Raw genomic sequence first — 25,768 nt, 5'->3', positions numbered from 1 at the left:
AGATCCACTCAAAGGAGAGAAATCATGAGCGTCATGAAAGACCCGACTCGCACTCAGATCACACGCAGACACCTGCTTCAGATGGTGGGTGCGGGAGCCGCCACTGCCGCCCTCGCGGGCTGTGTCGGACCCGGTAGCGTCAAGCCCGCGTCGAGCGCCGCGGCTACCGACGCCTTCAGCGGCAAGGCAGCCGGCACCGTCAACTTCTATCACTACCGGGGCCAGGACAAGGACGCCTTCAGCGCTCTCATCCAGCGATTCGAGAAGAAGTACCCGGCCATCACCGTGACGCAGACGATCACCACGTCGACCGACTACAACGCAAACGCACTGCAGAAGGTCAAGGCCGGCGGCGTCGGCGACGCGCTCCCCGCGCTGCGCGGGCCGCAGTTCGCGAGCTTCGTGCAGGCTGGCGTCTTCACCAGCCTGGAGGGTCAGCCGATCGTCGACAACTACGACAAGGCGCTCCTGCTCGCGGGCGCCAACAAGGGCACGCAGTGGGGTCTGCCGTATCAGATCCTGCTTCTCCAGCCCCTGCTCAACGAGGACCTCTTCGACAAGGCGGGGGCCGAGTTGCAGCCCACCACCTGGGACGGCTTTCTCAACGTCTGCGAGAAGCTGAAGTCGAAGGGGATCACGCCCATCGCATTCCCCGGTGGCGACGTCGGGAACAACCCACAGATCTTCAGCTCGATGGTCTTGGCCGACGAGCCATCCGTCGACGCGTGTGCGGGATTCGATACCGGCAAGCAGAAGGTCACGGATGACTGGTTCATCCAGGTGCTGAAGAAGTACCAGACGCTCGGTCAGTACTTCCAGCCGAACTTCATGGGCACCTCCCTCAATTCGGCCGATCAGATCTTCGCCAGCGGACAGTCCGGCATGCTCTCGACCGGCAGCTATGACATCGCGACAACGCGCACCCTCGGTGGCAAGTTCCCGATCAACACGATCTTCCCGGTGACGCTGGCCAAGGCCAACCCGGACTGGTATAAGGGCGTCTACAACGCGACGTTCATCTTGGGCGTCAACTCACAGAGCAGCGTTAAGCCTGCAGCTCTCCAGTGGCTCGAGTTCCTCTCCGAGACCGAGAATGCCTCGTACTACGCCAACACGACGGCGCAGTGGACGACGGTCAAGGGCGTCACCTACGAGAACCCCGACCTCAAGAAGCTCAGCCCGCTCTTCAAGGAGAAGCTCTCGCTCGGCGCTCGCTATCAGATCTTGAACAGCAACATCGCCACCGCCGTCTATGCATCGTGCACGAACGCCGCGCAGGGGATGAATGTCGAGCAGGCGGCTGAGAACGCGCAGAAGATCATCGACCAGGCGCTCACGCAATGACTGAAGCACGTGCCGGGGTCGCGCGCGGGAGGGTCAGTGTCACCGGCGGCGCGGATCGAGTCGCGCCGCACCGCCGGCGACGCAGTCCGACTCGCGTGCACTGGACCATCTATCTCTTCCCCGTTCCGGCCCTCGCGTTCACGGTGGCCTTCCTCCTCCTTCCGCTTGTGCAGTCGTTCGAGTACGCGGCAACGAACTGGAACGGCTACAGCGCCGCGTTCGACTGGGTGGGCATCCACAACTTCGTCAACGCGTTCGTTAACGACACGTTGTTCGTGAACTCTCTGGCCAACACGCTGAAGTTCGCGCTTGTGGTCGTCATCGTGCAGACCGCGCTGTCGCTGCTGCTGGCAGTGCTCCTGGTGCGCAATACCCGTCCGGCGGTGTGGCTGCGCTCGCTGTACTTCTTCCCGACCATCCTCTCGGCGGTCGCCATCGGCTTCATCTGGCAGTTCATCTACGACCCGACCTTCGGGCTCATGCGCTCGTTGCTGCACTCGGTGGGCCTCGGAGCGTTGTCAGGGAGCTATCTCGGGAGCCCGACCTTCGGCATCTACCTGGTGGCGCTTACTCAGGTGTGGGCGCACGTCGGTCAACTGATGGTCGTCTTCATCGCGGGCCTGCAGCTGATCCCCCGCGAGCTCTACGAGGCGGCCGAGATGGACGGCGCAGGCAAGTGGCACCAGTTCCGCAGCATCACGTGGCCGATGATCGCGCCGGCCATGACGATCGTCGTGGCCTACACGACGATCCAGTGCTTCAAGGCGTTCGACCTGATCCTCGGCATCGCCGGTCAGCCGACGCCGCTCAACCTCGACATCCTCTCGACGCGCATCTACTCGTCCTTCGCGAACGGCCAGTACGGCTACGCGTCAGCGGAATCCATCATCTTCATGGTCGTGATCGGAATCGTCATCTTCGCTCAGCGATGGATTCTTCGGCTCACGCAGGCTTCGGACTAAGGGAGTTTCGCATGGCTGGAAAATGGGGTCGGCGTGTCGTTCTCCTCGTCTACGCCGTCATCATCATCGTTCCTCTCGTCATCGTCGTCTTCGGCGCGTTCAAGTCGACCCAACAGCTTTTCGCGTCGCCGTTCGGCTTGCCGACGAGTCCCTCCCTGAAGAACTTCGACTCGCTCTTCACCACCGCCAACATGGGCGTTGCGTTCGTCAACAGCGTGATCGTGACGGTCTCGACCCTGGTCATCACGATCGTGGTCGGCAGCCTCGCCGCCTACGGTGTTGCGCGGATCAGGGGATGGAAGGGATGGCTGATCTGGGGCGCTCTCGTGCTCGGGATGAGTATCCCCGCCCAGACCAGCTTGGTGCCGCTCTACGTGATGTTCGAGCAGATGCATCTCACTAACACGCTCCAAGGGCTCATCCTGGTTGAGACCACGCACGCGATTCCGGTCGCGGTGTTCATCCTCGGCGGGTTCATGCGCACGCTTCCGCGTGAGGTGTACGAGGCATCGGAGCTCGACGGATCGAGCACGTGGCGCACCTATCGAGAGATCGTCCTGCCGCTCTCGACCCCGTCGATCGCGGCCACGACGATCTTCCTGTTCGTGATCGTCTGGAACGACCTGTTGTACCCGCTGATGTTCACCTCGAGCCCGAGCGTTCAGACCCTGCCGATCGCGATGCTGAGCTTCCAGGGCGAGTTCCAGACCAACTATCCGGCCATCTTCGCCGGCGTCATCATCGCGTCGATTCCGGTCGTCGTCGCCTACGTCTTCCTGCAGCGGTACTTCGTCGCAGGCATGACGGCGGGTGCGACCAAGGGCTGACACGGCGACGGAAACCACCCCAACTGAAAGGACACCATGCCAGTACAGACCACACTGAGGACCGCGATCGTCGGCCTCATCCAGGGCCTCGAGAACGTCTACACCGTACTGAACCATCCGCGGTACACCCTTGTCGCCCTATGCGATGTCAATCGCAGGCCGTGGGAGTGGCTGACCGGCGAGCGTGACATCAAGAAGGAAGCCGAAGAGGCCGCGGTCTACGCGCACCACATCACGTGGACCGAAGATGCCCGCAACCACCCCGACTTCGGGGCGGTCGAGTTCATCGAGGACTACGACGCCGTGCTCGCGCGCGACGACATCGACGCGGTCATCCTGATCCTCCCTGACAGCCTTCACCGCGATTTCGCCGTGAAGGCGCTCGAGGCGGGAAAATACGTGCTCTCCACGAAGCCGCTCGCGACGACGATCGAGCAGGGATTCGAGATCGCCGACGTCGCCCGCGAGCACCCGAACCACTTCTTGCTGGGGTATCAGCTCACGTACAGCCCCTTCACGACGGGCATCCTCGACATCATTCGCAGCGGCGAGATCGGCACCCCGCACATCGTGCGGTTCGACTACAACCGCGGCCCATGGCGTCCGGTGCACCGCAAGAAGTACACCGAAGTCGACGGCTCCATGATCAAGGAGGGCGGTCACTGGCTCGACCTCTTCTACCGGCTGAGCGGAGAGCTTCCCTTCAAGGCGATGGCGGGGTTCGCCGCCCTCGACAAGCCCGAGAACGACTTCGAGTTCGAGGACGACGGGGTGCTCATCATCGACTTCGAGGGATTCAGGGCTGCGCACAGCTTCACGTACTTCAGGCGCGTTGCGACCACGCCTGAGGACTTTCTCCTCGCAGGGGAGAAGGGAACCATTCGCGGCACGTTCGCCCGGTACACGGTCGAGACGGATAACGGCGTCCGCGAGGTCGAGGTGCCGCCGAACGTGCTGCCTCACCAGCACCACACCGGCTACTACGAGATGCACGACGAGTTCGCAGCCATGGCGCTCGACGACCGAGCACCGTACACGGGATGGGAGACCAGCCTTGAGAACATGCTCATGAGTCACGCGGCCCAGCTGGCGGTCGCCGACGGCCGGGTCGTGACGCGCGAGGAACTGGCCGAGCTCGACTGGCGCCTGCGGTACGCGAAGATAGGTGGCTGAACGCACGAATGACCGGTCGCAGGCTGCTCTTCCTGGGCGGAACGGGGACTGTCAGCGCCTCCTGCGTTCGGCAAGCCGTTCGGGACGGACACGACGTCACGGTCGTCAATCGCGGCACCGGACGGCGCCCGCTCCCTGAAGGAGTGCGGCGCGTCGTCGCGGACATCCGTGACAAAGAGTCGATCGTCAGGAGTCTGCGACGGTGTCATTTCGACGCCGTCGCAGACTTCCTCTCGTTCACCCCCGACGATGTTCGGTCCACGCTGGACTGCGTCGAGGGGATGCTCGACCAGTACGTCTTCGTGAGCTCGGCTTCGGCATACGAGAAGCCGCCGAAGCGGCTGCCGATCACCGAATCGACCCCGTTGCGCAACCCGTACTCGCCATATGCGCAGAACAAGATCGCTTGCGAGGACCATGTGATGGGCGCGTTGCGCGACCGTGGGCTGCCCGCAACGATCGTGCGCCCTTCTCACACCTACGACGAGCAGCTCCCGCCGACGATCGGCCGATGGACCGACATCGCACGCATGCGGATGGGTCTGCCGATCGTCGTCCCGGGCGACGGCACCACTCTGTGGACGATTACCCACGCTGACGACTTCGCGGTGGGTTTCGTCGCATTGCTCGGCAATCCGGCCGCCGTCGGAGAGGTGTATCAGATCACAGGTGACCACGCCCCGACGTGGAATCGAATCTATCGTTGGCTAGCGGAGGCGGCGGGCGTCACGGAACCTGTCGTCGTGCACGTCGCCTCGGAGACTCTGATCGCGTTCCAGCCCGAGCTCGAAGCGAAGCTCCTGGGCGACAAGGCGCATTCGATGGTTTTCGACAACACCAAGATCCGCTCAGTCGCGCCACAGTTCCGGCCGTCCGTGACGTTCGATGTAGGGGCGCGGCAGATCGTGGAGTACTTCGACACGCTGCCCGAATCAGACCGCATCGATCAGGCGTTGGACGCGCTCTTCGACGCGGTGATCGAGCATGTCCGGCAACGGTGAGCCGTTCAGCTCGCACGCCACGCCCTGAGCTCCTCGAGGAGAGAACCGTCCACGCTGAGCTCCGTGTCGGGGGCGACATCCTCTGGCAACGTGCGGGCTGCACCAGGAAGTCGACCGCCATCGTCCACTAGCGTCGCGAGGCGGTCGAGACGGGCCTGTACCGCGCCTGGACTGTCGAATCTGTTCGGGTCGATCGTGATCAGGGTGTGGCCGATGCGCTGGGGCGACGCGTCGTCGTCCTCGTCGAACATGTCGGGCACGTCGACGGCAAGGTTCGGCCCGGCGAGGCCGCCCGACATCGCCTCTACCATGAGTGCGAGCGCATACCCTTTGGGGCCGCCCAGCGGGGCGAGCAGGCCGTGTAGCGCCTCCTGCGGATCCGTAGTCGGACGGCCGTCAGCGTCGAGCGCCCACCCTTCGGGAAGTGACTCACCGCTGGCCGCACGGGCCGCGATCTTCCCGCGGGCGACTGCGCTCGTCGCCAGGTCGACGATGGTGGGACGCGGACGCGTCGGGATTCCCGCTGCCAAGGGAGAAGTCGAGAGGATCGGGTGTGAGCCGCCCCATGCAGGCATCACCGCGGGGCCGTTCGAGAAAGCGAGAGTGAGGTGGCCGCTGGCAAGACCGGGCACCGTGTAAAGGCCGAGGGCGCCGCAGTGACCCGAGTCGGAGACCGTGACGACCGCCACGCCGAACTCCGTCGCCCGCTCGACCGCGATGTTCGCGGCGCGCCAGAGCTGAGCGTGGCCGAGTCCGCCGCCTCCGTTGAATGCGACGACGGGTCCGGTGTCGTATCGGATCTCCAACGACGCTCTCGGGGGATACCCGCCCGCCGCCATGCGCCGCAGGTAGTGCGGAAGTCTCAGTAGCCCGTGAGAGGCGATGCCCCAGACATCCGCCATCACGATGCAGCGAGCGGTGAGGACGGCATCGCCGTCTAGCATGCCCTGGGCCGCCAGCAGGCCCCTGGCGAGCCGTTCCGCCTCGGCCACCGTGATGATCGCCTTCATCGTCGTGCCGCCTTCACCGCACCGACGGCGGATGCTGCCTCGGCACCGGACAGGACGGCTTCGATGTCATGAGCGAGCACCTCGAGGATGCGCTCCTGGCTCTGATCGGTGATGCCGGCGATGTGCGGGGTGAGGATGACATGGTCGAGCGCCTCCAGTCGTCCGAGCTCGGGGGGCTCGACCGCGCGAACGTCGAGAGCTGCACCGCCCAGACGGCCGTTCTCGAGCGCGTCGGCGAGCGCATCTTCGTCGATCACCTCGCCTCTTCCGACGTTGATCAGGATGGCATGCGAGGCGAGCCCGGCGAGCAGTTCGGAGTCGACGAGGCCGTTGGTGTCTTCCGTCGCCGGGAGGTGGCACGAGAGCACGTCGGCGCGCGCGATGACCTCGTCGAGGGATGCAAGTCGGATTCCCGCGGCCGCCAACCGGCTGTCGGCGGGGTCGAGATATGGGTCGTAGGCGAGCACGCTCATCCCGAGGGCACTCGCGAGGCGGCCGCACGCTCGCGCCGTTGCCCCAGCACCCAAGAGACCCCAGGTTCCGCCGGAGAGTTCGCGACCAGCCCTGCGGTTCCATCGGCCGGCACGACTCTCCCTGTCGAGTTCGAGGGTGTGGCGTGAGAGCGCGAGCGCGAGGCCGAGCGTGTGCTCGGCGACGCTCACGGCGTTCGCCCCGAGGGGAGCGGACACGACGATGTCCAGTCGATCGGCAGCGGCGACGTCGATGTTGTCCAGCCCAACGCCTGCGCGGGCGATCACCCGGAGCGCGGGAGCCGAGGCAAGCAGGTCTGCAGAAACTCTCGTTCGGTTGCGGACCACGAGGGCGCGGACCGACTCGACAGCGGCGGGCAGTTGCGGGTCATCCCAGAGCGAAGGGCTGCGGGTGACAGACCAGCTGGCGGCGAGTCGCTCGAAGGGCTCGCCCCAGACATCTTCGGTGATCAGCACGTCGGTGGCCACAAGAGCGTCATCCCTTCTGTACTTCTCGGCGTCCGACACGGTCAGACGCCGATGGCGAGGTAGCGGGTCTCCTGGAACTCCTCGAGACCCACATCCGCGCCTTCTCGCCCGAGCCCGGACTGCTTGGTGCCGCCCATCGGGGCGAAGCACACCGTCGGCAAGGGGTTGTTGATGCCAAGGATGCCCACGTCGAGTCGCTCCGAGAGGCGCCACACGCGGGATTGGTCGCGAGTGTAGAAGTATCCGGCGAGACCCATCTCGGTGTCGTTCGCACGGGCGACGACCTCGTCCTCATCGTCGAAGCGGAAGATCGCGGCGGCGGGGCCGAAGACCTCCTCTTTGGCGAGCGCGACGTTGTCCGGCACGTCGACGAGCAGGGTGGGGGCGGCGAAGGATGGCCCTGGAAGGTCGAAGTCGCGGGTGATCTTCGCGGCGCCCGCGTCGATGGCCTCGGCGATCATCCCCTCGACGGAGCGCACCCGGTTGGCGTCGATGCACGCCGCGAGGTCGGGCACGGTCGTCGCGCAGCCGTCTCCCACCGTCATCTCATTCACCCTTGCCGAGAGCTTCTCGGTGAACTCGTCGACGATCGCGGAGTGCACGAAGAATCGGTTGGCACCGATGCAGGACTGGCCCGTGTTGCGGAACTTGGCGATCATGGCGCCTTCGACAGCGGCATCCAGATCCGCATCGTCGAAGACGATGAAGGGGGCATCTCCGCCGAGCTCCATCAGCGGACGCACGACCCGCTGGCTCGCCTTGGCGATGATCGAACGGCCGACGCCGGTCGACCCGGTGAACGTCACGACGCGTACGGCCGGATGCTCGAGATAGGCGTCGGTGATTGCGGACGCCGGTCCGTGCACGAGGTTGACGACGCCGTCAGGGATGCCGGCGTCGACGATGCACCGGATCATCTCGGTGACAGCGAGTGGCGCCTTCTCCGAGACGCGCGCCACCACGGTGCAGCCCGCCGCGAGAGCCGGCGCGAGCTTGCGTGCCTGGATCGAGCAGGGGAAGTTCCATGGGGTGAGAGACGCGACGACCCCGGCGGGACGGTGGATCGTCAGGTGCCGGCTCGCTGGACTCTCGTTCGGGTGGAGTGCGCCCGACGGGCGCCGCGCCTGCTCGGCGAACCAGCGGAAGTATTCCGCCGAGAAGCGCACCTCGCCGACTGCCTCCGGCAGGCGTTTGCCTGCCTCTCTGGCGAGCAGCAGCCCGATCTCGTCCGACCGCTCCGTGATGAGGTCGGCGGCGCGTCGCAGGATGTCGCCGCGAGCCCGCGCCGGTGTGTCGGCCCAGCCGGGGAACGCCGCGGCCGCCGCGTCCGCCGCTGCCCGGGCGGTCGACGCATCGCCGTAGCCGATAGTGCCGACCACACTTCCGTCGACCGGATTGCAGACCTCGCGCTCGTCGGGGAGCATGACCCACGCCCCGTCGATCAGATTCGTCGCCAGTGATTGGGCCACACCGTCCTCCTTGTTCATGTCGAAATGGAAGATGGGGCCGGGGAAGCTCATCCCGGCCCCATCACATCAGGCGCTCTGGTACAGACGCGTGAACACGTACTCGCGGTGGCCCATCGCCTCCGCGCCGGTGAGCCTTCCCCGGATCGTGCGGTCGATGACGGACATCAGTCGGTCGCCCGCCTCGGTCAGCGAGTAGTCCCTGCGAAGGAGGCCGGAGCAGTCGAGGTCGATGTGTTCGGACATCGTCTCGGCGGTGATCGGGTTCGCCGTCAGCTTGATGACGGGCTCGATCGGGTTGCCGATCACGTTTCCCTGACCAGTCGGGAAGAGGTGGATCGCAGCTCCGGCCGCCGCCATCAGGGTGATGCACTCGGCTGCCGCTGACGAGGTGTCCATGAAGTAGAGGCCGGGGCCGGATGACGGGACCTCGGCCGGCTCGAGGGCGCCGACGACGGGCTTCGACCCGGTCTTGGCGATGTTCCCCATCGCCTTCTCCTCGATCGTGGAGAGACCGCCTCGGATGTTCCCCTGCGTGGGCTGCGAGCCGAGCAGGTTGGCGCCGGTGCGGTCGATCATCTCGATGTATGCGTCGTAGATGGACTGGAACTTCGCGCGGACCGCGTCATCGACGCAGCGCTCTGCGATGAGGTGCTCTCCGCCGGTCAGCTCGCTCGTCTCACCGAAGAGCACCGTACCGCCGGCATCCACCCAGCGGTCCACTGCCTCGGCGGTCGTCGGGCAGGAGCCGAGGCCGCTCGTGGTGTCGGACTCTCCGCATTTGATCGACATCATGATCTCGCCGCGATCGACTGCGGACCGCTCGAGCTCGGAATCCTCCTGCAGGAAAGCTGCGGCGACCCGCGCCGCGCGCTCGATGGTCTTGAGGTCGCCGTTGCGCTCGATGGAGAAGCCCTGCACGCGCTTCCCTGTCTTGGCGATGCCCTCGACGACCCGGTCCGTCCAGTTCGGCTCGATGCCGATCACGACGACCGAGGCGACATTGGGGTTCGACCCGGTGCCGATGAGGGTCTGGAACGTCAGCTCGAGGTCGGGCCCGAACTGGAGGCGACCGTAGGCGTGCGGCAGTGCGAGGGTGCCGGGCACCACTCGCGCGACGGCCTCAGCGGCCGCATTCGAAAGGTCGTCGACCGGCAGGATGACCGTGTGGTTGCGGATGCCGACCGATCCGTTCTCCCGCCGAAAACCGGTCAGGCGATGCTGTTCTGCCACCGTGCGCTCCTTACGTTGTGGACGTGTACGTAGCTCCCCTTCGAGATGGGCTGGGTCGCGACACCGACCTGCAGTCCGTACTCCGTGATCGCCTGCCCTTCGGCGATGTCGACGAGCGCGAGCTTGTGCCCGAGCGGCACCTCGTCGAGCACGTCGACGACGATCGAGGCCGGCCCGTGAAGGTAGCCGCCTGTGTAGGAACCAGGTACCAGGTCTCTGATGGCCACTGCGACGACATCCCCGTCGTCATGGGCCAGGAACCCGGCAACTGATGCGTTGTCGGACATCAATTACTCCTTGGCTAGAGGTCTTACCACTGACGGATGCGATGGTAGCACAAGAGCGGCGAGTCGAGAACTGACCCCGGATGCCCGTGGTAAAGTGGCCAGGCCAGTTGCCCGGATGAAAGCAGGATGCTGTGGCCTCTTCCGTGTGGAAACCCGTTCGTCAGGGCAACGTCTCCGATCTGATCGCCGAGCGAATTCTCGAGGTGATCGAGAGCGGAAGCCTGAGGCCGGGCGACCGGCTACCGCCCGAGCGCGAGCTCGCGACTCTGCTCGGAACGAGCCGTCCCTCCCTGCGGGAGGCGATGCAGCGGCTCAAGGCGCAGGGTCGAGTCGATGTGCGGCATGGAACGGGCGTCTTCGTCGCGGAGAACCCGACGACACGCAGCCTGCAGTCAGCGGTGGCCAACGAACAGATGACGCTCACCGAGCTGTACGACATGCGCGAAGTGCTGGAGCTGCCGGCGGCGGCGTGGGCTGCAAGCAGCCGTCGGCCGGAGAAGCTGGCACAGGTTCAGGCCGCCTTCGACGCACTCATGCGTGCGTCGGAACGAGATGAGATCGACTGGCGAGAGCTCCAGACCTTGGACGCGGCCTTCCACATGAGCATCGTCGAGGCGGCGGGCAACCGGTTCCTGATTCGCACGCTCGGCGTGCTGCAGCAGATCCTCGCGGAGGGCATGGAGACGACGCTGCAGATCCCCGGACGACTCGAGCAATCCAGAGAGGATCACCAGCGCATCCTGAACGCCGTGCTTGAGGGTGACCCGGTGGCAGCGCGTGAGGCCGCTGCCCGGCACGTCGACGGCGCGCGGCGGGCGGCACTCTCCCGCGTCACCCGTCAGCTGGCCGACCGCGAGGGCAACCAGGCCGAGGGCGCCTGACCCACTTCTTCCTCGGCGCTCCCTCCACCCTTTCGGCTCCGTCATTCCGCTCTTCCCTCCGCTGGATTTCGGAGTTCTGCGGCGACGCGCCGGGGAGGCCCCTCGACACGCCGGGCATCCCTGCAGATCTCCGATTTTCAGCACCGGCTCGCGCGGGGCACGGCTCGCGCGGGGCGCGGGGCCGTGAATGTGGGCACCCCACGCTCAGATGGTGCCGGTGAGCACCTGCAGGCCGAGGCTGGTCAGCGCGACGAGCGCCCAGAGCAGTCCGCCCAGCAGTAGCGGGCGGTGCCCCGCCGTGCGGATGGTCGCCCAACGTGTGCCGAGACCGATACCGGTCAACGCCATCGTGATCATGAAGGTGCTCAGTGTCGACAGAGGAGCGTGCCACGACGCCGGGATGAGCCCGAGCGTGTCGAGCGCGCTCGCAGCGAGGAACCCGACGAGGAACAGCGGAACGACCTTCTTCCAGGGCACGCTCCGCCAAGTGGACTTCCGAGGCCGCGCGGCCGGCGCGGCGGCAGGGGCCGGCCCGGCGGCGGGGTCGGGGGTGGGGGCAGGTGACGCGGCGGATGCTGAAGCGGGGGCGGATGCTGACGCGGCGGATGCCGAAGCGGGCGCTGAGGCTGAGGGCCGGGCATCCACCGCGGGCATTGTCGCCGGCTGCAATCGCGCCTGCCGGCGAGCGGTGGTGAAGGCCAGCACCAACGAGATGGGGATGATCATCAGCGTGCGCGTCAGCTTCACGACCACGCCGTAGGAGGCGGCGGCCTGCCCGTACACGGTCGAGGCGGCCACGACCGACGACGTGTCGTTGATCGCGGTGCCCGCCCACAGGCCGAACGCGTGCTGCGACAGACCCATCAGGTGCCCGAGTGCCGGAAAGAGAAGCACGGCGGCGATGTTGAACGTGAAGATCGTGCCCATGGCGTAGGCGACTTCCGCCTCGGTCGCGCCGATCACCGAGGTGGTCGCCGCGATGGCCGACGCCCCGCAGATTCCGGTGCCGACGCCGATCAGCGTGCGGATGTCCCCGTTGACCCTGAGCGCCTTGCCGATCAGCCAGGCTCCGAGCAGAGCGACGGCAAGGGTGCCGAGCATCACCGGAAGGGATGTCGCGCCGACGGTCAACACCTGCCGCAGCGAGAGCCCCGTGCCGAGCACCACGACGCTCGCCTGCAGAACCCGCTTGCCCGCGATGGCGGCGCCGGGGCCGATGGCGGACGGGCCCCGAAACACGGCGGCAACGATCACGCCGAGCACAATGCCGAACACCGGTGCGCCGACGACGGGTGCGAGGGTGCCGAGCCAGGTCGCCACCGCGGCGATCACGATGACCACCGCGAGGCCAGGCACGAGGCGGAGCCCGCGGCGCTGCCACCAGCGCAGGTCGGAGGCAACGGATGGCTCCGAAGCGGTCTCCTTCGTGTCCGCGCCCGCGGGGGTGTTCTTCGTGCCGGACGACGACGCGACGGGCTCGTCCGATGGGTGTTCCTCTGGCATAGCTTCCAGACTCGGCGACCGTGCGCAATCGGAGAAGACCCGGTTCCGGTCATCGACATAAGATCGCCTTATGCCCAGGATGATCGACCAGTACCCCGACATCGCGGGACTGGCGCTGCTCGCCGAGGTGAGCGCCGCGGGCAGCGTCGGCGCCGCGGCTGCGCGGTTCGGCATCAGCCAGCCGGCGGCCAGCCAGCGCATCCGTGCGCTGGAACGCGCGCTCGGGGTCATCCTTCTCGATCGCCGTGCGACGGGTTCCCGCCTGACCACAGCGGGCTCGGTCGTGCTCGACTGGGCCGCACCGCTTCTGACCGCCGCTTCCGAGTTCACCGCTGGGGCCGCCACGCTCTCGGCCGAGGGTGCCAACCACGTGCGCATCACGGCCTCGCTCACCGTGGCGGACTACCTGCTGCCGAAGTGGCTGCAGTCGCTTCGCAGGCTGTTCCCGGACGTCTCCGTGTCACTGCAGGCCGGCAACAGCGAGGTAGTCGCCAGGGCGGTGCGCGGCGGCGCGGCGGACATCGGCTTCGTCGAGGGGCCGGAGGCTCCGAGCGGGCTGCGCTCACGCGCGATAGCGGATGACGTGCTGGTCGTCGTCGTCGGGGCATCCCATCCGTGGGCGCAGCGGATGACTCCCATCACAGCAACCGAGCTCGCACACGCACCGCTGGTGCTTCGCGAGGAGAGCTCGGGAACCCGCGGCGTGCTCGACCACGCCCTCGCCGAGTTGGGACTGGCGCCGGAGCCGATCATGGAGCTCGGGTCGACCATGTCGATCAAGCTGGCGGTGCGCGACGGTGCGTACGCCACCGTGATCAGCAGGCTCGCTGTCGAGGCGGAGCTGGCCACGGGGGAGCTCGTCGAGGTTCCGGTAGGAGGCGTCGACCTGGGTCGCAGGATCCGCGCCGTCTGGCGCCGTACCTCCCCGCCGCGAGGTCTCGCCGGAGCGCTCCTCGCGATCAGCGCCGTCGCTGAGTGAGGACCGACTCCACCTCGCGGGTTGAGGAGCACCGAGAAGCGGGGCCCACCGTGGGTTGAAACCCCGTCGCGGCATTCGACGCGGTGCGGTTTCGGGACGTGCGCCTGTGGCGTGCTCTTCAACCCGCGGTGGGACGTGCGCCTGTGGCGTGCTCTTCAACCCGCGGTGGGACGTGCGCCTGTGGCGTGCTCTTCAACCCGCGGTGGGACGTGCGCCTGTGGCGTGCTCTTCAACCTACGGTGGGACGTGCGCCTGTGGCGTGCTCTTCAACCCGCGGTGGGGCGGCGGTATGCGTTAGCGACCCGCGACCGCCTTCTCGGGCACGTACGCCGCGGTGATCTCCAGGGCGCCGAGCGCCGCCGCCACGGTCGCGAGCTGCTCGTCATCCAGGCCTGCAAGCAGCACCGAGATGCGTTCCGACCGCTCGGCGCGTGCCGCGTGCACCGCAGCGGCGCCGGCGTCGGTGGCGCTGACGAGCGAGGAGCGTCCGTCGAGCGGATCGGCCTCGCGCCCGACGAGCCCGCGCGACTCGAGCTCCGCGATCACCCGGGTGGCGCTGGGGGCGGCGATCGACTCGAGCCGGCCCAGGTCTCCAGGGCGCAGCGGACCCTTGCGCACGATGCTCGACAGTGCGGAGAGCTGCGCCTGGGTCAGGCCCTCGCCGACCGGTCGGATGCGGCGGTTGATCCGTCCGATCGCCACAGCAAGCCGGGCGGCCGTCTCGGCGCGGTCCAGTGGCGCCGGTTCGGATGTGGCGGACATCCCTCGATCCTAATCCGCGGCTCTGCCGCGTCCAGCGGTGTCGATGCTCGGCGACGAGGCTTCGGTCGCCGTCACGACCACGGGGGTCGATGCGGTGCGAGGAGCCGTGCTCGAGGCCGAGCCGTGCTTGTGGCTCGAGTGGGGCAGGTGCGTCGGGGTGGTGTCGACGTGAACGTACTTCTTGCCCCGGCTGAACGATGCGATGGCACCGATCAGCGACATGATCGCGGCGGCGGTGAAGACGACGACCAGGCCGTTGTGGAACGCATCCTGGATGAGCTGCGGGAAGAACTCCTTGCCGGTGAGTGTCGCGGCGTCCGCCGCGGGCAGCTTGGCGAGCACGCCCGTCGGTCCGAGCAGGCTCTGGATCGGGTTGTACCCGAGGAACGCGGCGAACACGCTGCCGACCGGCGGAAGCTCCGCGATCTTGTGTGCCGCGGCCGCCGGCACACCGTGCGAGGTCAGACCGTTGTAGAGGGCGCTCGGCAGCGAGGCGGCGAGGCCGGCGATGAGGAGCGAGAAGAACAGGCCGATCGACAGCGACGTTCCGGCGTTCTGCACCGTGCCCGCCATGCCGGATGCCGAACCCCGCTGATTCGCCGGCACGCTGTTCATGATCGCTGTGCGGTTCGGGGCACCGAACATGCCGGAGCCGATTCCGGAGAGGCCGGTGATGATGGCGAACTGCCAGTACTCGAAGTTCACAGGGATGAGCAGCAGAAGCACGAACGTGATGGCGACGAGCACCAGGCCGGCGGTCGCGAAGAAGCGAGCGCCGAAGCGGTCGGAGAGCACACCGGAGAGCGGTCCGGCGATCAGGAACCCGATCGTGATCGGCAGCATGTAGATACCGGCCCAGAGTGGCGTGTCCACATAGTTGAAGCCGTGCAGCGGGAGCCAGATGCCCTGCAGCCAGATGATCAGCATGAACTGCAGTCCGCCGCGTCCGATGGAGGCGAGAAGTCCCGCCAGGTTCGCCATGGCGAAGGCGCGGATTCTGAAGAGCCGCATGTTGAACATCGGCGCCTTGGAGTGCAGCTCGATGAACGTGAACACGACGAGCAGCGCGATACCGCCGACGATGCCGCCGATGACCCACGGGTTCGTCCAGCCCGTGGTGCTCCCGCCATAGGGCTGGATGCCGTACGTGATCGCGGTCAGCAGCGCCGTCAGACCGACGGCGAATGTGATGTTGCCCGGCCAGTCCAGCTTGCCCGGGTTCTTGGTGCCGACCTCCTTGAGGGAGATGTACGACCAGATCGTGCCGATGATGCCGATCGGAACACTCACGAAGAAGACTGCCCGCCAGTCGATCACGGCCAGCAGACCGCCGACGATCAGGCCGATGAAGCTACCCGCGATGGCGGCGACCTGGTTGATGCCGAGCGCCATGCCGCGGCGGTTGGAGGGGAAGGCATCCGTCAGGATCGCTGTCGAGTTGGCGAACAGCATCGCGCCGCCGATGCCCTGCACGAACCGCCATGCGATGAGCCACATCGCGCCTGCGCCGCTCGTGAACGGGTCGAAGGCCAGAGCGATCGAACCGAGCGTGAAGACCACGAAGCCGAGGTTGTAGATGCGCACCCTGCCGAACATGTCGCCCAGGCGGCCGAACGTGACGACGAGCACAGCGGTCACGAGCATGTACCCCATGAGCATCCAGAGCAGGTAGCTCACGTTGCCGGGCTCGAGGGGGTTGAGACGGATGCCCTTGAAGATGGCCGGCAACGAGATGATGACGATCGACGAGTTGATCGTCGCCATCAGCATTCCGAGCGTGGTGTTGCTCAGGGCGACCCACTTGTAGCGGGGGTGGTCCTTGGTGAAGAGGGCGCGGGAGGGCGGCGGTGTGGTGGCGGTGGTCACGTGACTCCAGGAACGTTACGACAGAATTAGTTGCTTGCCGTGAAGCAACTATACTCCGATGCTCGCGTTCTCGTGCCCATCCGCCGGTCGAGTAGCGTGCCGGGTCTCGATACGCGTCGACCTTGCGCCGGCGCTACTCGACCAACGGAAGTGGGTCTCAGTCCTCCTGGCTCTTGCGGCGGGTCAGCACGATGACGAGCACCGCGACCAGGGCGAGCACCACGATCGCGACGGCGATCACCACGACGACGACGATCGCGCTGGAGCTCACCGTCCCCTCTGGAGTGCCAGCGCCCGCGGTCGCCGCTGCGGTCGATCCTGCGCCCTTGCACGGGCTGACGGATGAGCCGGCAGCCTCCTTCGTTCCGGCCGGCGGTCGATACGTGAAGGTGATCGAGTCCGAGACGACGTGGCCGTCGGCCGACACGATCTGCCACGTCGCCTTGTAGACACCGGGGCCGCCGAGGGCGACGGGGGCCGACACGTTGCGATCGCTCACCGTCGGGCATCCTGTCTCGAAATGCTTCGAGCCGGAGCCCGGCCCCGTGACCTGCAGCAGCGCAGAGGGGCCGGTCTTCGAGAGGTCGAGCACGACGTCGTCGAAGGTGAGGCTCACCTCGTGCGGCGGCGTGGTCACCGTGGACCCGGCCTTGGGGGTGCTCGCAACGAGGTAGTCGTGCGCGCTCGCCGGGGCCGCGACGAAGACGCCGAGCAGTGCGGTCGCGCCGAGCGCGGCCGCGGCCGCCAGGGCAGCGAGCCGCGCGTGCACGACGGAGCGGCGCTGACGCGGAGCGGCAGTCCGTGCCTGCGTGGTGGCGTTCCTCGCGCGCATCATGCCTTCCGTCTGGTCAGCGCGAGAACCGCGATGACGAGCGCGATGGCACCGAGCGCCAGGCCGCCGATTCCGAGCCCGATGCCGACGGCATCCGTCGACGACAGGTCGACCGTCGTCGAGTTGTCGTCACCGCTGGGGGACGTGGTCACCGTGGGAACCGAGGCGACCTGCGATCCGGGCGGCGGATCGTTGATGTAGAGCGTCGGCGCTGGATGCTCGGGCTCCTGTCCCGATGCAGGCGTCGGCTGATCCCACTTCACGACCGTGCCATCCGAATAGGTCTGCGTCGCCGGCAGCTCGACCTTGCCGGTGTTCGGCACGATGCCTGCTGACACGCTGAACTGCTGGAACTGACCAGGCGCGATCTGCACGCCGTGGTCGGCGGTCCACACGACCTTCGTCGGAGCCTCCGTCACTGTGGCGCCCGCGATCTTCACGGGCTTCGCGAGCTTCGACGTGGTCACTACGGCCGACCAGCCGGGCACGGGCTGATACGAGACAGAGGTGAACGGCGTGGTGGTCGGAAAGTCGACCTCGAGCTTGACCGTGCCGGCTGTCGCCGACTCGGTAGGAACGCGGAACGTCAGCACGGCGTAGCTTCCGGCCGCCGCCTGGTCCGGGTCGACGCGAACGTGCGCGCTCGCCGCCAAGGGTGCGGCCAGTGCGAGTGTTGCTGCGACGATGACGGCCGCTCCAGCGGTCGCGAGTCTTCTTCGTATTGTCATTGCTCTCTTCATATGCCTGCTCGCGCATATCTCCGCGCGGGCGTGGAAAGTGGGGTGGGTGAAGGCCGCGGCTGTCTCACGCCGCGCATCCACTGGAATCGCCGAATGGCCCACCAGACTCCGGGCCTCTTCGTGTCGCATCCAGGCGGCGGTAGCGACGGAACGGGACCAGAATTCGGGGCAGGCGGCGAGGTGCGCTCGGGCATCACCCGAGGCGGGATCCGGGATGCGCGGTCAGGCCGCGAGCGCGAGCGTCGGTGGACCGCGGTGACGCAGTGAGCCGAGCACCAGCCTCGGCGTACGAAGGGTGAGGGGGCGCGTCTGCACGGGCATCCGCACCGCTGACGGCATCGGGACGACGACGATCCTGCTGATCGAGGTGACCAGCAGCGCCGTGAAGTTGGCGAGCGCGGTGAGGGTCCCCTCGCCGTGTCGCAGCGCGATGACGGTCACGACCGCCGCGGCGGCATGCGAGATCAGCATGGCGGCACTGTCGTCGTGCATCGCGACGGCGTGACCTGCGGTGAGTCCGATGTGCATGCCGGCGTGCAGGTGCCCGGCCGGTGCCGTGAGCATGGTGCCGGTCGAATCTCCGCCCAGTCCGAACAGAAGGTGCAGCAGCAGCTGGCTGACACCGACGGATGCCGCCTGGCGCCAGAGCGCCATGTGCCGCCCGGCCAGCGCGATGCAGAGCGGAGTCGCGAACGCGAGCGAAAGCGCCACGGCAAGCGGCGAGGGGAGTCCGCCACCCGCGGCGTCGTGGAAGAGCGCGGCGACGAAGACGGCGAAGCCCGCGGCCGCGATGCCGCGGAGAGTGCGGATGCCGCGTGGTGTCATGCCGGTCCTCAATGCGAGTGGGTGACATCCAGGCTATGACATGATGTGTTCATCCAGTTGTACCTATGTCAAACTGGACTACATGTCCTACATCGACATCGTCGTTCTCCGCCACCTCAGTGCCCGGCCGACGCACGGCTACGAGTTGCGCAAGAACGTGGAGCGCACCACCGGCTTCACCTTGCACAACAACGCGCTGTACCCGGCGCTCCGCAGATTCGAAGAGGCGGGCGCTGTCGTCAAACGGGTAGAGGAGCAGAGCGGCAGGCCCGCTCGCATCGTGTACGAGATCACGGATGTCGGCCGAGAGGTCCTGCATGACCTCATCGCCGACCTCCCCATGGATCAAGCGGGAGACGACCTCGAGTTCCTCACCCGCATCGGCCAGTTCGATCTCATCGAGCCGGACGAGCGTGCCGAGGTCGTGCGGCGGCGCATGGAGGCACTGCGAGCGCAAGTCGCCCACCTGGACGAGGTCGAGGCCCGCGCGCACAACGACGTCTGGGGACTCGTCGTGCTGCACGAACTCGTTCGTCGGGCGGAGCAGGAGTTGGCCTGGCTCGATTCGCTCGACCTCGGAGTCTCCGCGGCAGGCTCATGACGACGGATGCCCGGACCCGCCTCGGCGCGACGGTGCAGTTCGCGCTCCTTGCCGGTCCGCTGCTGACGATGCTCGACTCCAGCATCGTCAACGTCGCCGTCGCTCCCATCGCGCGAGAGCTGAATGCGGGCCTCGGCGAGGTGCAGTGGGCGGTCAGCGGGTACCTCCTCGCGCTCGGCGTCGGTCTGACGACGACTCCTTTCCTCTCGCGACGCTTCGGCGTCATCCCGGTGTATCGCGTCGCACTGGTGGCGTTCACCGTGGCATCCGTGCTGTGCGCGGTGTCGCCGTCGATCGGGGCGCTGGTCGCGGCCCGTGTCGTACAGGGCCTCGCCGGAGCTCCGCTGGTGCCGCTGGCGATGAGCATGCTCCTCGGCGGCTCCGGCGCGCGAAGCGCCGTGTCGCCGGTCGCGGGCGTTCTGCTGTTCCTCGGCCCCGCGATCGGGCCGACCATCGGCGGGCTCCTCATCGGGGCGGGCGGCTGGCGGTGGATCTTCCTCATCAACCTTCCGATCGGATGTCTCGCGGCGCTCGCCGCGTGGCGCCTCCCGTCGGGCCTGGCGCCGACCCCGCCCGATCGTGCGGCGCGCTTCGACGCGGTGGGATGGCTGCTCCTCGCTCTCGGCCTCACTGCGCTGCTCTACGGCGCGAGCACGGGAGGCACGGCGGGATGGGGCGCTCCCGCCACCGTCGTTGCGGTCACGGTGGGGGCGGTCTTGCTGGTGGCGTATGCGCTCGTTGCGCGTCGCGCCCGACATCCCGTCGTCGACCTCAGGCTGGTGCGCACGCGAACCGGATGGCTTTCCCTCCTGCTCTGCGGCATGGCGACCGTCGTCACGTACGTCACCGTTTTTCTGCTGCCGGTGTTCGCGCAGCAGGTGCGGGGCGTATCCGCGCTCGAAGCGGGCTGGGCGATGCTGCCGCAGGGCATCCTCACCGGCCTGAGCATGGGGCTGGGTGGGCGGCTGCTGCGATGGTGGAGCATTCGCTGGACCGTCATCGCCGGCTTCGGACTGCTCGCGCTCGCCGGGACAGGCGTGCTGTTCATCCAGGCGTCAACACCGCTCTGGCTGATCTCGCTCGTGCTCGCGTGCCGTGCAGCCGCCCTCGGCCTCGTCGTCACGCCGCTGCTGACGGCCATGATCGAGCCGCTGCCAGAGCATGCCCTTCCCGATGCGAACAGCCTGTTCAGCATCTGGCAGCGCGTGATCGGCTCGTTCGGCATCGGCCTTCTGGCGTCGTTGTACGCGACGTCGGCGGATGTCGCGGGTCCGGTTTCGGCGCTGCACGAGGTGGGTGCCGTCTTGGTCGTGATCTGCGTCGCCGCCGCTCTCGGGGCGATCGCACTCCCAGGGACTCGACTTGCCAGTCTCTCCCGCGATCGCCCTGTGGAGAACCCTCCCTCCCCCGCCAGCCCGTGAGGACGCCATCGCGTCGTGGGGTCCGCGTACCCTGGACCGGTGAGCATCCCCGACCGCTTCGATCCCGTCCCGCTGGACGGCGGTTCGTGGGGTACAGACGACGACGTGCCGCCCGACGACGAGTACGGGCCCGAGTTCCTGTCGGGTGGCGGCGGCAGGGCTGATCGCGGGTCGAGCGGCGGCGTTGGCGACGCGCCCGATGTCGTCGACGACTTCGAGGCGCGATTGGAACAGACATCCGTGCGCCGCATGGTCGGCGCAGAACCGCTCGACGTTCTGCACACCGTGTGGGGATACGACGCGTTCCGGGGCGAGCAGGGCGAGATCATCGACCGGCTCATCGATGGGGGCGACGCCGTCGTGCTGATGCCGACCGGCGGCGGCAAGAGCCTCTGCTACCAGGTGCCGTCGATCGTCCGCGAGGGCACGGGCATCGTGATCTCTCCGCTCATCGCGCTCATGCACGATCAGGTCGAGGCTCTCACGGCCGTCGGTGTTCGGGCCGCGTTCCTGAACTCGACTCAGGATGCCGGCGAGCGGGCATCCGTCGAGCGCGCCTACCTGCACGGTGAGCTCGACCTCTTGTATGTGGCTCCCGAACGGCTGGCGTCGGAGCAGACCAAGCAGCTTCTCGGCCGGGGACGCATCGCCCTGTTCGCGATCGACGAGGCGCACTGTGTGTCGCAGTGGGGTCACGACTTCAGGCCGGACTACCTCGGGCTCTCCGAGCTCGCTCAGCGGTGGCCGGAGGTGCCGCGCATCGCGCTCACCGCGACGGCCACCGAGGCGACCCACAAGGAGATCACCGAGCGGCTGCGGCTGCAGAACGCGCAGCACTTCGTCTCGAGCTTCGATCGGCCGAACATCCAGTACCGCATCGTCGAGAAGAACGACGTGCGCCGTCAGCTCGTCGACTTCATCCAGGGGGAGTTCGCCGGCCCGGCAGACGGTGGTCCGGCTTCCGGCATCGTCTACGCGCTCAGCCGCAACTCGGTGGAGCAGACCGCCGAGCACCTGAAGAAGCAGGGCATCGACGCCATGCCGTATCACGCTGGTTTGGATGCCGGCACTCGCGCCCGCACGCAGTCCCGCTTCCTGCGGGAAGACGGCGTCGTCATCGTGGCGACCATCGCCTTCGGCATGGGCATCGACAAACCCGACGTACGGTTCGTCGCGCACATCGATCTGCCCAAGTCGGTCGAGGGCTACTACCAGGAGACGGGCCGCGCCGGTCGCGACGGCGAGCCGGCGGTCGCGTGGCTCGCGTACGGGCTGCAAGACGTGGTGCAGCAGCGCCGCATGATCGAGCAGTCACCTGGCGACCTCGCGCATCGTCGTCGCATGTCGGCGCACCTCGATGCCATGCTGGCTCTTTGCGAGACGGTGCACTGCAGGCGGCAGAACCTGCTGCAGTACTTCGGTCAGCCCTCGGAGCCGTGCGGCAACTGCGACACCTGCCTCAACGCGCCCCAGACCTGGGACGGCACCATCGCAGCACAGAAGCTCCTCAGCACGGTGGTGCGCTTGAAGCGCGAGCGCAACCAGCAGTTCGGGGCTGGGCAACTCGTCGACATCCTGCGGGGCAAGCGCACGCCGCGGGTCGAGCAATATCGGCACGACGAGCTCAGCACCTGGGGCATCGGCGACGACCTCAGCGAGCAGCAGTGGCGCGGCGTGGTGCGGCAGCTGCTCGCGCAGGGGCTGCTCGCGGTGAACGACGACGGCTACGGCACGCTGATCATCACGCCGGCCAGCGCCGAGGTGCTGAACGGATCGCGCACCGTGCTGCTCCGACAGCAGGCCGACCGCCCTGCTTCGCGCTCCCGTGCGGCGAAGGCGAGTATCGCGGAGCTGCCGGATGCCGCGCATCCGCTGTTCGAAGCCCTCCGTGCCTGGCGCGCCGAGCAGGCGAAGCAGCAGGGGGTCCCGGCCTACATCGTCTTCGGTGACGCCACACTGCGGGGAGTCGCGGCGGCGCGCCCAGAAACGCTCGACGAGCTCGCCCAGATCTCCGGCGTCGGCGCGAAGAAGCTGGAGACCTACGGCGAGCAGCTTCTCGCCGTCGTCGCCGCGGCCGCCTGACTCCGGAGCCGATGTCGTGGCATCGTCACAGACCCTCAGCGAAGCCGATCGGCGTCGCTGAGGGCTGTGGGCGGCCGACTGCGCGGAACGCGTTCTACCGCTGTTCGAGGCCGAGGCGCCGGACGACGATCGCGCCCGAGACGGCATCGAGCGTGCGAGGGCGTTCGGCCGTGGGGAGCTCGACACGGCCGGCGAGGTTCGGCGACGGTTCGTCGCGGGTCGTGCGATCCACTCGGTGAAGAGTCCCGCGGCAAGGGCGGCCGCGCACGCCGCGGGGCAAGCCTCGGGCGTTGCGCACATGGGCGCGCATGCCCTGGGTGCGGCGGCGTACGCGGCGAAGGCTGCCGCTCAGGCTGCGCCCGACGCAGAGGTCGGCCGGGCGGAAGAAGTTCGGTGGCAGCTCAGGCGCATGACGATCGACGTCCGAGAGGCCCTGCGCCTGTTGCCGCCACTCGGCGACGACTCGTCAGGACCCCTGGGTCCCGGGCTGCTCACATCCGGCATGCTCGCCGCGACCATCCGCGAGATCCAGGCGGACCTGTCGCGACCGCAGACTGCCGATTCCTCAGACTGATCCGTCAGCCCGCCCACTCCCCCCGCACCCGTACCGTTTCGAGCACCCGTACCGTCTCGATTGCCCGTCCCCTTTCGAGCACCCGTACCGTTTCGATTGCCCGTCCCGTTTCGAGCACCCCTACCGTTTCGATTGCAAAAAACGCGGTTCCCGCGCTGGTCAAGCGCGTTTTTTGCAATCGAAACGACATCGCGAGACGGGCGCGCTCAATGGGGAGCCGCACGCACTCGTCGCCGCTACGTCAGGTCGTCGTGATCGCCGCGCACCCACTCGATGTAGTGGTCGGCCGAGCCGCGGACGACGGCGTGGGCATCCGACGGCACGCTCCGGCCGAAGTTGTTGTAGAGCCGGTCGAACCGCAGTGCCAGCGCGCTCGACGCGACCCGCTCGACGACCGCCGCGGAGAGCGGTACGAGGTTGGGGAAGCTGCGCATGAACGACACCGACGTACCGTTCGGGTTCGGGAAGATCGCGTCGCCCGCGAACAGCACGCCCTTGCCATCCGCGCCGGCGTCCCACAGCAAGGCGGTGCTGCCCTTGAAGTGCCCACCGAGGGTGTGCAGCGTGAGGCCCGTGGCGAGTTCGAGGGACCCCTCGAACTCCCGGATGCTCGCGTCCGGCCTGCGCACCCACTCGGCGTCCGCGGCGTTGACGTACACCGGTACGTCGCCCAGTGCTCGGGACCACGACACCTGTGCGCCGTACATGTGCGGATGGCTGGCGACGATGCCGATCACCGGACCGTGCTCGAGCACGCGTGCCGCGGCATCGTCATCGACGTAACCGATCGGGTCGAACAGCACGTTGCCGCCAGGCGTGGTCGCCAGCATGGACTGCTGGCCGATGCCCACCGACGGCTGACTGGTCAGGGCGATGAGGCCGGGCTCGATCTCCTCGACCGCGACTCGGATGCCGGCGGCACGCAGCTCATCTGCCGTCGTCCAGGCCTGGCCGGTGCGTGGCACCCACTGCCGGTCATCGCTGCAGATGATGCACTCGGCGGGTGGCGTAGGAGTGTCGGCGTGCTCGACGCCGCAGGTCGCGCAGATCCAGATCGTCATATCAGTCCATCTCCTCCGCGGGGGTTCCCGGCTGCTCAACTCGCCTCAATTGCGGGTGTTCGCGGCTGTCGCCGCTCAACCCGCTGCAATCGGCTCGGCGATGAAAGCAAGCTTTCACCGCTCTCGCCTCAATTGCGGGTGTTCGCGGCTGCCGCCACTCAACCCGCTGCAATCGGCTCGGCGATGAAAGCAAGCTTTCACCGCTCTCGCCTCAATTGCGGGTAAATCGTGTCGCCGCGCTCCAGCATCGCGACATACTCCGTGATCTTGCGCGCCCTCGTCTCCGCCCGCTTCACGTTGCCGATGCGGAACAGGATGGCGAACCTGTTCTGACTCGTCAGCGTGGCGAACATCGCGGTGGCCTCCGGACTGGCCGCCAGAGCCGCGGCCAGATCGTCAGGCACCTCGATCGTGCTCGATCCGGCGTAGGCGGCATCCCACCGGCCGTCCGCCTTGGCGCGCTCCACCTCGGCGCGACCGGCGTCGGTCATCCGGTTCTCCGTCTCGAGCCGGGCGATGTGCTCCCTGTTTCGTTGCGACCAGATGCTCTTGGCCGTGCGCGGGGTGAAGATCTGCACCCACTCCGTGTCACTCATGCCTTGCTTGCGCCCGTCGATCCAGCCGAAGCAGAGCGCCTCGTCGAGCGCCTCCGCGTAGCGGATGCCGGCGGCGGAGCCCTTCGCCAGAACGAGTTGCACGCCCTTGCTGCTCGCGTGGTTCGCTTCGAGCCACACGCGCCAGGCATCCGCGTCGGCGACCCGCAGCACGGGGCGCTCGGACGAGGAGGAGCCGCCCGAGGTCGCCGGGCTCACAGCAGCTTTCCCAACGTGTTCAGGTTGCGGCTCGTGGTGAGGGCCTTGCCGCGGGCGGTGCCGAGTCGCTTGCCGACGACGCTGTCGAGGGTGTGGCCGCGTTCGACCGTCCAATAGAGCACCGATCCGCCGTCGGCGATCTGCTCCAGTGCCGGATCGAGCTCGAGCTCGAGCGCATTGTGGACGATCTCGTCGAGCTCCGCGGGACGCTCGGTTCCCACTCCGCCCGGCGCGGCGCCGATCAGGAAGACGACATAGCGATGCCAACCGTCACGCGCTTCGAACTGATACGCATCGATCGTCGCTGCAAGCGCATCCGTGTCGAGCACGTGCGCTCTCGCGTCGTACTCGAAGCGGTCGCCGAGCGCCTTCTCGATCTGCGACCGCAGAGCCGAGGCCCCGCCATCCGCCTCGAACACCACGTTGCCGCTTGCGAGCACGGTCTTCACGCTCTCGTATCCGAGCGAGCGGAACACATCGGCCAACTCTGCAGACTTGATCGTGCGGCCGCCGACGTTGACGCCACGCAGCAGGGCGATGAAGCGGGTCATGAGATCCAGCATGGCA

General features: G+C 67.5%; 25 protein-coding genes. 11 read left to right on the top strand and 14 right to left on the bottom strand.

Annotated features, from left to right (window positions below; all coding sequences use genetic code 11):
* The first annotated feature begins 24 nt into the window (after positions 1-24).
* From ACYVDN_RS11845 to ACYVDN_RS11825, 5 genes are read left to right on the top strand one after another with little or no spacing between them, the layout of a single operon-like run.
* Positions 25-1,344, top strand: coding sequence for an ABC transporter substrate-binding protein (locus ACYVDN_RS11845; protein WP_460571656.1), 1,320 nt, complete (start codon positions 25-27; stop codon positions 1,342-1,344).
* Positions 1,341-2,306, top strand: coding sequence for a carbohydrate ABC transporter permease (locus tag ACYVDN_RS11840; RefSeq protein ID WP_460571654.1), 966 nt, complete (start codon positions 1,341-1,343; stop codon positions 2,304-2,306). Before ACYVDN_RS11845 ends, ACYVDN_RS11840 begins: the two co-directional genes overlap by 4 nt.
* Positions 2,307-2,317: 11 nt before the next feature.
* Positions 2,318-3,133 carry a carbohydrate ABC transporter permease gene (locus ACYVDN_RS11835; RefSeq protein ID WP_460571652.1) on the top strand — a complete coding sequence of 272 codons (816 nt, stop codon included), beginning with the start codon at positions 2,318-2,320 and terminating at the stop codon, positions 3,131-3,133.
* Between the two features lie 36 nt (positions 3,134-3,169).
* A complete protein-coding gene (locus tag ACYVDN_RS11830) occupies positions 3,170-4,306 on the top strand; it encodes a Gfo/Idh/MocA family protein (protein WP_460571650.1) in 1,137 nt (378 codons plus the stop codon).
* 8 nt (positions 4,307-4,314) lie between these two features.
* A complete protein-coding gene (locus ACYVDN_RS11825) occupies positions 4,315-5,307 on the top strand; it encodes a Rossmann-fold NAD(P)-binding domain-containing protein (protein ID WP_460571648.1) in 993 nt (330 codons plus the stop codon).
* Positions 5,308-5,312: 5 nt separating this feature from the next.
* On the opposite strand, the gene ACYVDN_RS11820 is transcribed toward ACYVDN_RS11825, so the two are convergent.
* The 5 genes from ACYVDN_RS11820 to ACYVDN_RS11800 all read right to left on the bottom strand — a co-directional run bounded on the left by ACYVDN_RS11820 (position 5,313) and on the right by ACYVDN_RS11800 (position 10,262).
* Positions 5,313-6,317, bottom strand: coding sequence for an Ldh family oxidoreductase (locus ACYVDN_RS11820; RefSeq protein WP_460571646.1), 1,005 nt, complete (start codon positions 6,315-6,317; stop codon positions 5,313-5,315).
* Entirely contained in the window at positions 6,314-7,315 is a 1,002-nt protein-coding gene (locus ACYVDN_RS11815; RefSeq protein ID WP_460571644.1) for a hydroxyacid dehydrogenase, read from the bottom strand. Before ACYVDN_RS11815 ends, ACYVDN_RS11820 begins: the two co-directional genes overlap by 4 nt.
* A 2-nt stretch (positions 7,316-7,317) precedes the next feature.
* The gene (locus ACYVDN_RS11810; protein ID WP_460571642.1) at positions 7,318-8,745 is read right to left on the bottom strand and encodes an NAD-dependent succinate-semialdehyde dehydrogenase; all 1,428 of its coding nucleotides are present in this window, start codon (positions 8,743-8,745) and stop codon (positions 7,318-7,320) included.
* A 66-nt stretch (positions 8,746-8,811) separates the two neighbouring features.
* Entirely contained in the window at positions 8,812-9,975 is a 1,164-nt protein-coding gene (locus ACYVDN_RS11805) for a UxaA family hydrolase (RefSeq protein WP_460571640.1), read from the bottom strand.
* Positions 9,954-10,262, bottom strand: a complete 309-nt coding sequence (locus ACYVDN_RS11800; RefSeq protein WP_460571638.1) for a UxaA family hydrolase — start codon at positions 10,260-10,262, stop codon at positions 9,954-9,956. The genes ACYVDN_RS11805 and ACYVDN_RS11800 overlap by 22 nt, the downstream gene beginning before the upstream one ends.
* A 131-nt stretch (positions 10,263-10,393) precedes the next feature.
* On the opposite strand from ACYVDN_RS11800, the gene ACYVDN_RS11795 reads away from it, so the two are divergent.
* The gene (locus tag ACYVDN_RS11795) at positions 10,394-11,143 is read left to right on the top strand and encodes a FadR/GntR family transcriptional regulator (RefSeq protein WP_460571636.1); all 750 of its coding nucleotides are present in this window, start codon (positions 10,394-10,396) and stop codon (positions 11,141-11,143) included.
* Between the two features lie 204 nt (positions 11,144-11,347).
* Here ACYVDN_RS11795 and ACYVDN_RS11790 read toward each other — a convergent pair whose 3' ends face one another.
* Positions 11,348-12,646, bottom strand: a complete 1,299-nt coding sequence (locus tag ACYVDN_RS11790) for a YeiH family protein (protein ID WP_460571635.1) — start codon at positions 12,644-12,646, stop codon at positions 11,348-11,350.
* A 70-nt stretch (positions 12,647-12,716) separates the two neighbouring features.
* On the opposite strand from ACYVDN_RS11790, the gene ACYVDN_RS11785 reads away from it, so the two are divergent.
* Positions 12,717-13,625, top strand: a complete 909-nt coding sequence (locus ACYVDN_RS11785; protein ID WP_460571633.1) for a LysR family transcriptional regulator — start codon at positions 12,717-12,719, stop codon at positions 13,623-13,625.
* Positions 13,626-13,919: 294 nt separating this feature from the next.
* On the opposite strand, the gene ACYVDN_RS11780 is transcribed toward ACYVDN_RS11785, so the two are convergent.
* The 5 genes from ACYVDN_RS11780 to ACYVDN_RS11760 form a co-directional block, all read right to left on the bottom strand.
* Positions 13,920-14,387, bottom strand: a complete 468-nt coding sequence (locus tag ACYVDN_RS11780; RefSeq protein WP_460571631.1) for a MarR family winged helix-turn-helix transcriptional regulator — start codon at positions 14,385-14,387, stop codon at positions 13,920-13,922.
* Between the two features lie 9 nt (positions 14,388-14,396).
* Positions 14,397-16,253 (bottom strand): MFS transporter, encoded by a 1,857-nt coding sequence (locus tag ACYVDN_RS11775; protein WP_460571629.1) that lies wholly within the window; start codon positions 16,251-16,253, stop codon positions 14,397-14,399.
* A 157-nt stretch (positions 16,254-16,410) separates the two neighbouring features.
* Positions 16,411-17,088, bottom strand: a complete 678-nt coding sequence (locus tag ACYVDN_RS11770) for a copper resistance CopC family protein (RefSeq protein WP_460571627.1) — start codon at positions 17,086-17,088, stop codon at positions 16,411-16,413.
* Positions 17,085-17,813, bottom strand: coding sequence for a YcnI family copper-binding membrane protein (locus ACYVDN_RS11765; protein ID WP_460571625.1), 729 nt, complete (start codon positions 17,811-17,813; stop codon positions 17,085-17,087). The genes ACYVDN_RS11770 and ACYVDN_RS11765 overlap by 4 nt, the downstream gene beginning before the upstream one ends.
* A gap of 234 nt (positions 17,814-18,047) precedes the next feature.
* A complete protein-coding gene (locus ACYVDN_RS11760) occupies positions 18,048-18,650 on the bottom strand; it encodes a hypothetical protein (protein ID WP_460571623.1) in 603 nt (200 codons plus the stop codon).
* An 82-nt stretch (positions 18,651-18,732) separates the two neighbouring features.
* On the opposite strand from ACYVDN_RS11760, the gene ACYVDN_RS11755 reads away from it, so the two are divergent.
* From ACYVDN_RS11755 to ACYVDN_RS11740, 4 genes are all read left to right on the top strand, one after another.
* The gene (locus ACYVDN_RS11755; RefSeq protein ID WP_460571621.1) at positions 18,733-19,251 is read left to right on the top strand and encodes a helix-turn-helix transcriptional regulator; all 519 of its coding nucleotides are present in this window, start codon (positions 18,733-18,735) and stop codon (positions 19,249-19,251) included.
* Positions 19,248-20,672, top strand: a complete 1,425-nt coding sequence (locus ACYVDN_RS11750; protein WP_460571619.1) for an MFS transporter — start codon at positions 19,248-19,250, stop codon at positions 20,670-20,672. Before ACYVDN_RS11755 ends, ACYVDN_RS11750 begins: the two co-directional genes overlap by 4 nt.
* A gap of 249 nt (positions 20,673-20,921) precedes the next feature.
* Positions 20,922-22,754 (top strand): DNA helicase RecQ, encoded by a 1,833-nt coding sequence (gene recQ, locus ACYVDN_RS11745; protein ID WP_460572339.1) that lies wholly within the window; start codon positions 20,922-20,924, stop codon positions 22,752-22,754.
* Between the two features lie 64 nt (positions 22,755-22,818).
* Entirely contained in the window at positions 22,819-23,328 is a 510-nt protein-coding gene (locus tag ACYVDN_RS11740; protein ID WP_460572337.1) for a putative immunity protein, read from the top strand.
* Between the two features lie 236 nt (positions 23,329-23,564).
* Here ACYVDN_RS11740 and ACYVDN_RS11735 read toward each other — a convergent pair whose 3' ends face one another.
* The 3 genes from ACYVDN_RS11735 to ACYVDN_RS11725 all read right to left on the bottom strand — a co-directional run bounded on the left by ACYVDN_RS11735 (position 23,565) and on the right by ACYVDN_RS11725 (position 25,752).
* Entirely contained in the window at positions 23,565-24,389 is an 825-nt protein-coding gene (locus ACYVDN_RS11735) for an MBL fold metallo-hydrolase (protein WP_460571617.1), read from the bottom strand.
* A gap of 197 nt (positions 24,390-24,586) precedes the next feature.
* On the bottom strand, positions 24,587-25,201 hold the full coding sequence (locus ACYVDN_RS11730) for a YdeI/OmpD-associated family protein (protein WP_460571615.1): 615 nt from the start codon (positions 25,199-25,201) through the stop codon (positions 24,587-24,589).
* Entirely contained in the window at positions 25,198-25,752 is a 555-nt protein-coding gene (locus ACYVDN_RS11725; RefSeq protein ID WP_460571613.1) for a DUF1697 domain-containing protein, read from the bottom strand. Before ACYVDN_RS11725 ends, ACYVDN_RS11730 begins: the two co-directional genes overlap by 4 nt.
* Between the last annotated feature and the right edge of the window lie 16 nt (positions 25,753-25,768).

The sequence above is a fragment of the Humibacter soli genome (assembly GCF_054779035.1).
The sequence above is the reverse complement of the archived record's forward strand: the minus strand, read 5'-3'. Positions and strand labels throughout refer to the sequence as shown.

Bases quoted from the DNA above. Each gene is read 5' to 3' on its own strand.
- ACYVDN_RS11725 (WP_460571613.1), bottom strand. From the start codon at position 25,752: ATGACCCGCTTCATCGCCCTGCTGCGTGGCGTCAACGTCGGCGGCCGC.
- ACYVDN_RS11760 (WP_460571623.1), bottom strand. From the start codon at position 18,650: ATGACACCACGCGGCATCCGCACTCTCCGCGGCATCGCGGCCGCGGGC.
- ACYVDN_RS11840 (WP_460571654.1), top strand. From the start codon at position 1,341: ATGACTGAAGCACGTGCCGGGGTCGCGCGCGGGAGGGTCAGTGTCACC.
- ACYVDN_RS11790 (WP_460571635.1), bottom strand. From the start codon at position 12,646: ATGCCAGAGGAACACCCATCGGACGAGCCCGTCGCGTCGTCGTCCGGC.
- ACYVDN_RS11800 (WP_460571638.1), bottom strand. From the start codon at position 10,262: ATGTCCGACAACGCATCAGTTGCCGGGTTCCTGGCCCATGACGACGGG.
- ACYVDN_RS11785 (WP_460571633.1), top strand. From the start codon at position 12,717: ATGCCCAGGATGATCGACCAGTACCCCGACATCGCGGGACTGGCGCTG.
- ACYVDN_RS11820 (WP_460571646.1), bottom strand. From the start codon at position 6,317: ATGAAGGCGATCATCACGGTGGCCGAGGCGGAACGGCTCGCCAGGGGC.
- ACYVDN_RS11845 (WP_460571656.1), top strand. From the start codon at position 25: ATGAGCGTCATGAAAGACCCGACTCGCACTCAGATCACACGCAGACAC.
- ACYVDN_RS11750 (WP_460571619.1), top strand. From the start codon at position 19,248: ATGACGACGGATGCCCGGACCCGCCTCGGCGCGACGGTGCAGTTCGCG.
- ACYVDN_RS11830 (WP_460571650.1), top strand. From the start codon at position 3,170: ATGCCAGTACAGACCACACTGAGGACCGCGATCGTCGGCCTCATCCAG.
- recQ (WP_460572339.1), top strand. From the start codon at position 20,922: ATGGTCGGCGCAGAACCGCTCGACGTTCTGCACACCGTGTGGGGATAC.
- ACYVDN_RS11835 (WP_460571652.1), top strand. From the start codon at position 2,318: ATGGCTGGAAAATGGGGTCGGCGTGTCGTTCTCCTCGTCTACGCCGTC.
- ACYVDN_RS11765 (WP_460571625.1), bottom strand. From the start codon at position 17,813: ATGACAATACGAAGAAGACTCGCGACCGCTGGAGCGGCCGTCATCGTC.
- ACYVDN_RS11780 (WP_460571631.1), bottom strand. From the start codon at position 14,387: ATGTCCGCCACATCCGAACCGGCGCCACTGGACCGCGCCGAGACGGCC.
- ACYVDN_RS11755 (WP_460571621.1), top strand. From the start codon at position 18,733: ATGTCCTACATCGACATCGTCGTTCTCCGCCACCTCAGTGCCCGGCCG.
- ACYVDN_RS11825 (WP_460571648.1), top strand. From the start codon at position 4,315: ATGACCGGTCGCAGGCTGCTCTTCCTGGGCGGAACGGGGACTGTCAGC.
- ACYVDN_RS11735 (WP_460571617.1), bottom strand. From the start codon at position 24,389: ATGACGATCTGGATCTGCGCGACCTGCGGCGTCGAGCACGCCGACACT.
- ACYVDN_RS11770 (WP_460571627.1), bottom strand. From the start codon at position 17,088: ATGATGCGCGCGAGGAACGCCACCACGCAGGCACGGACTGCCGCTCCG.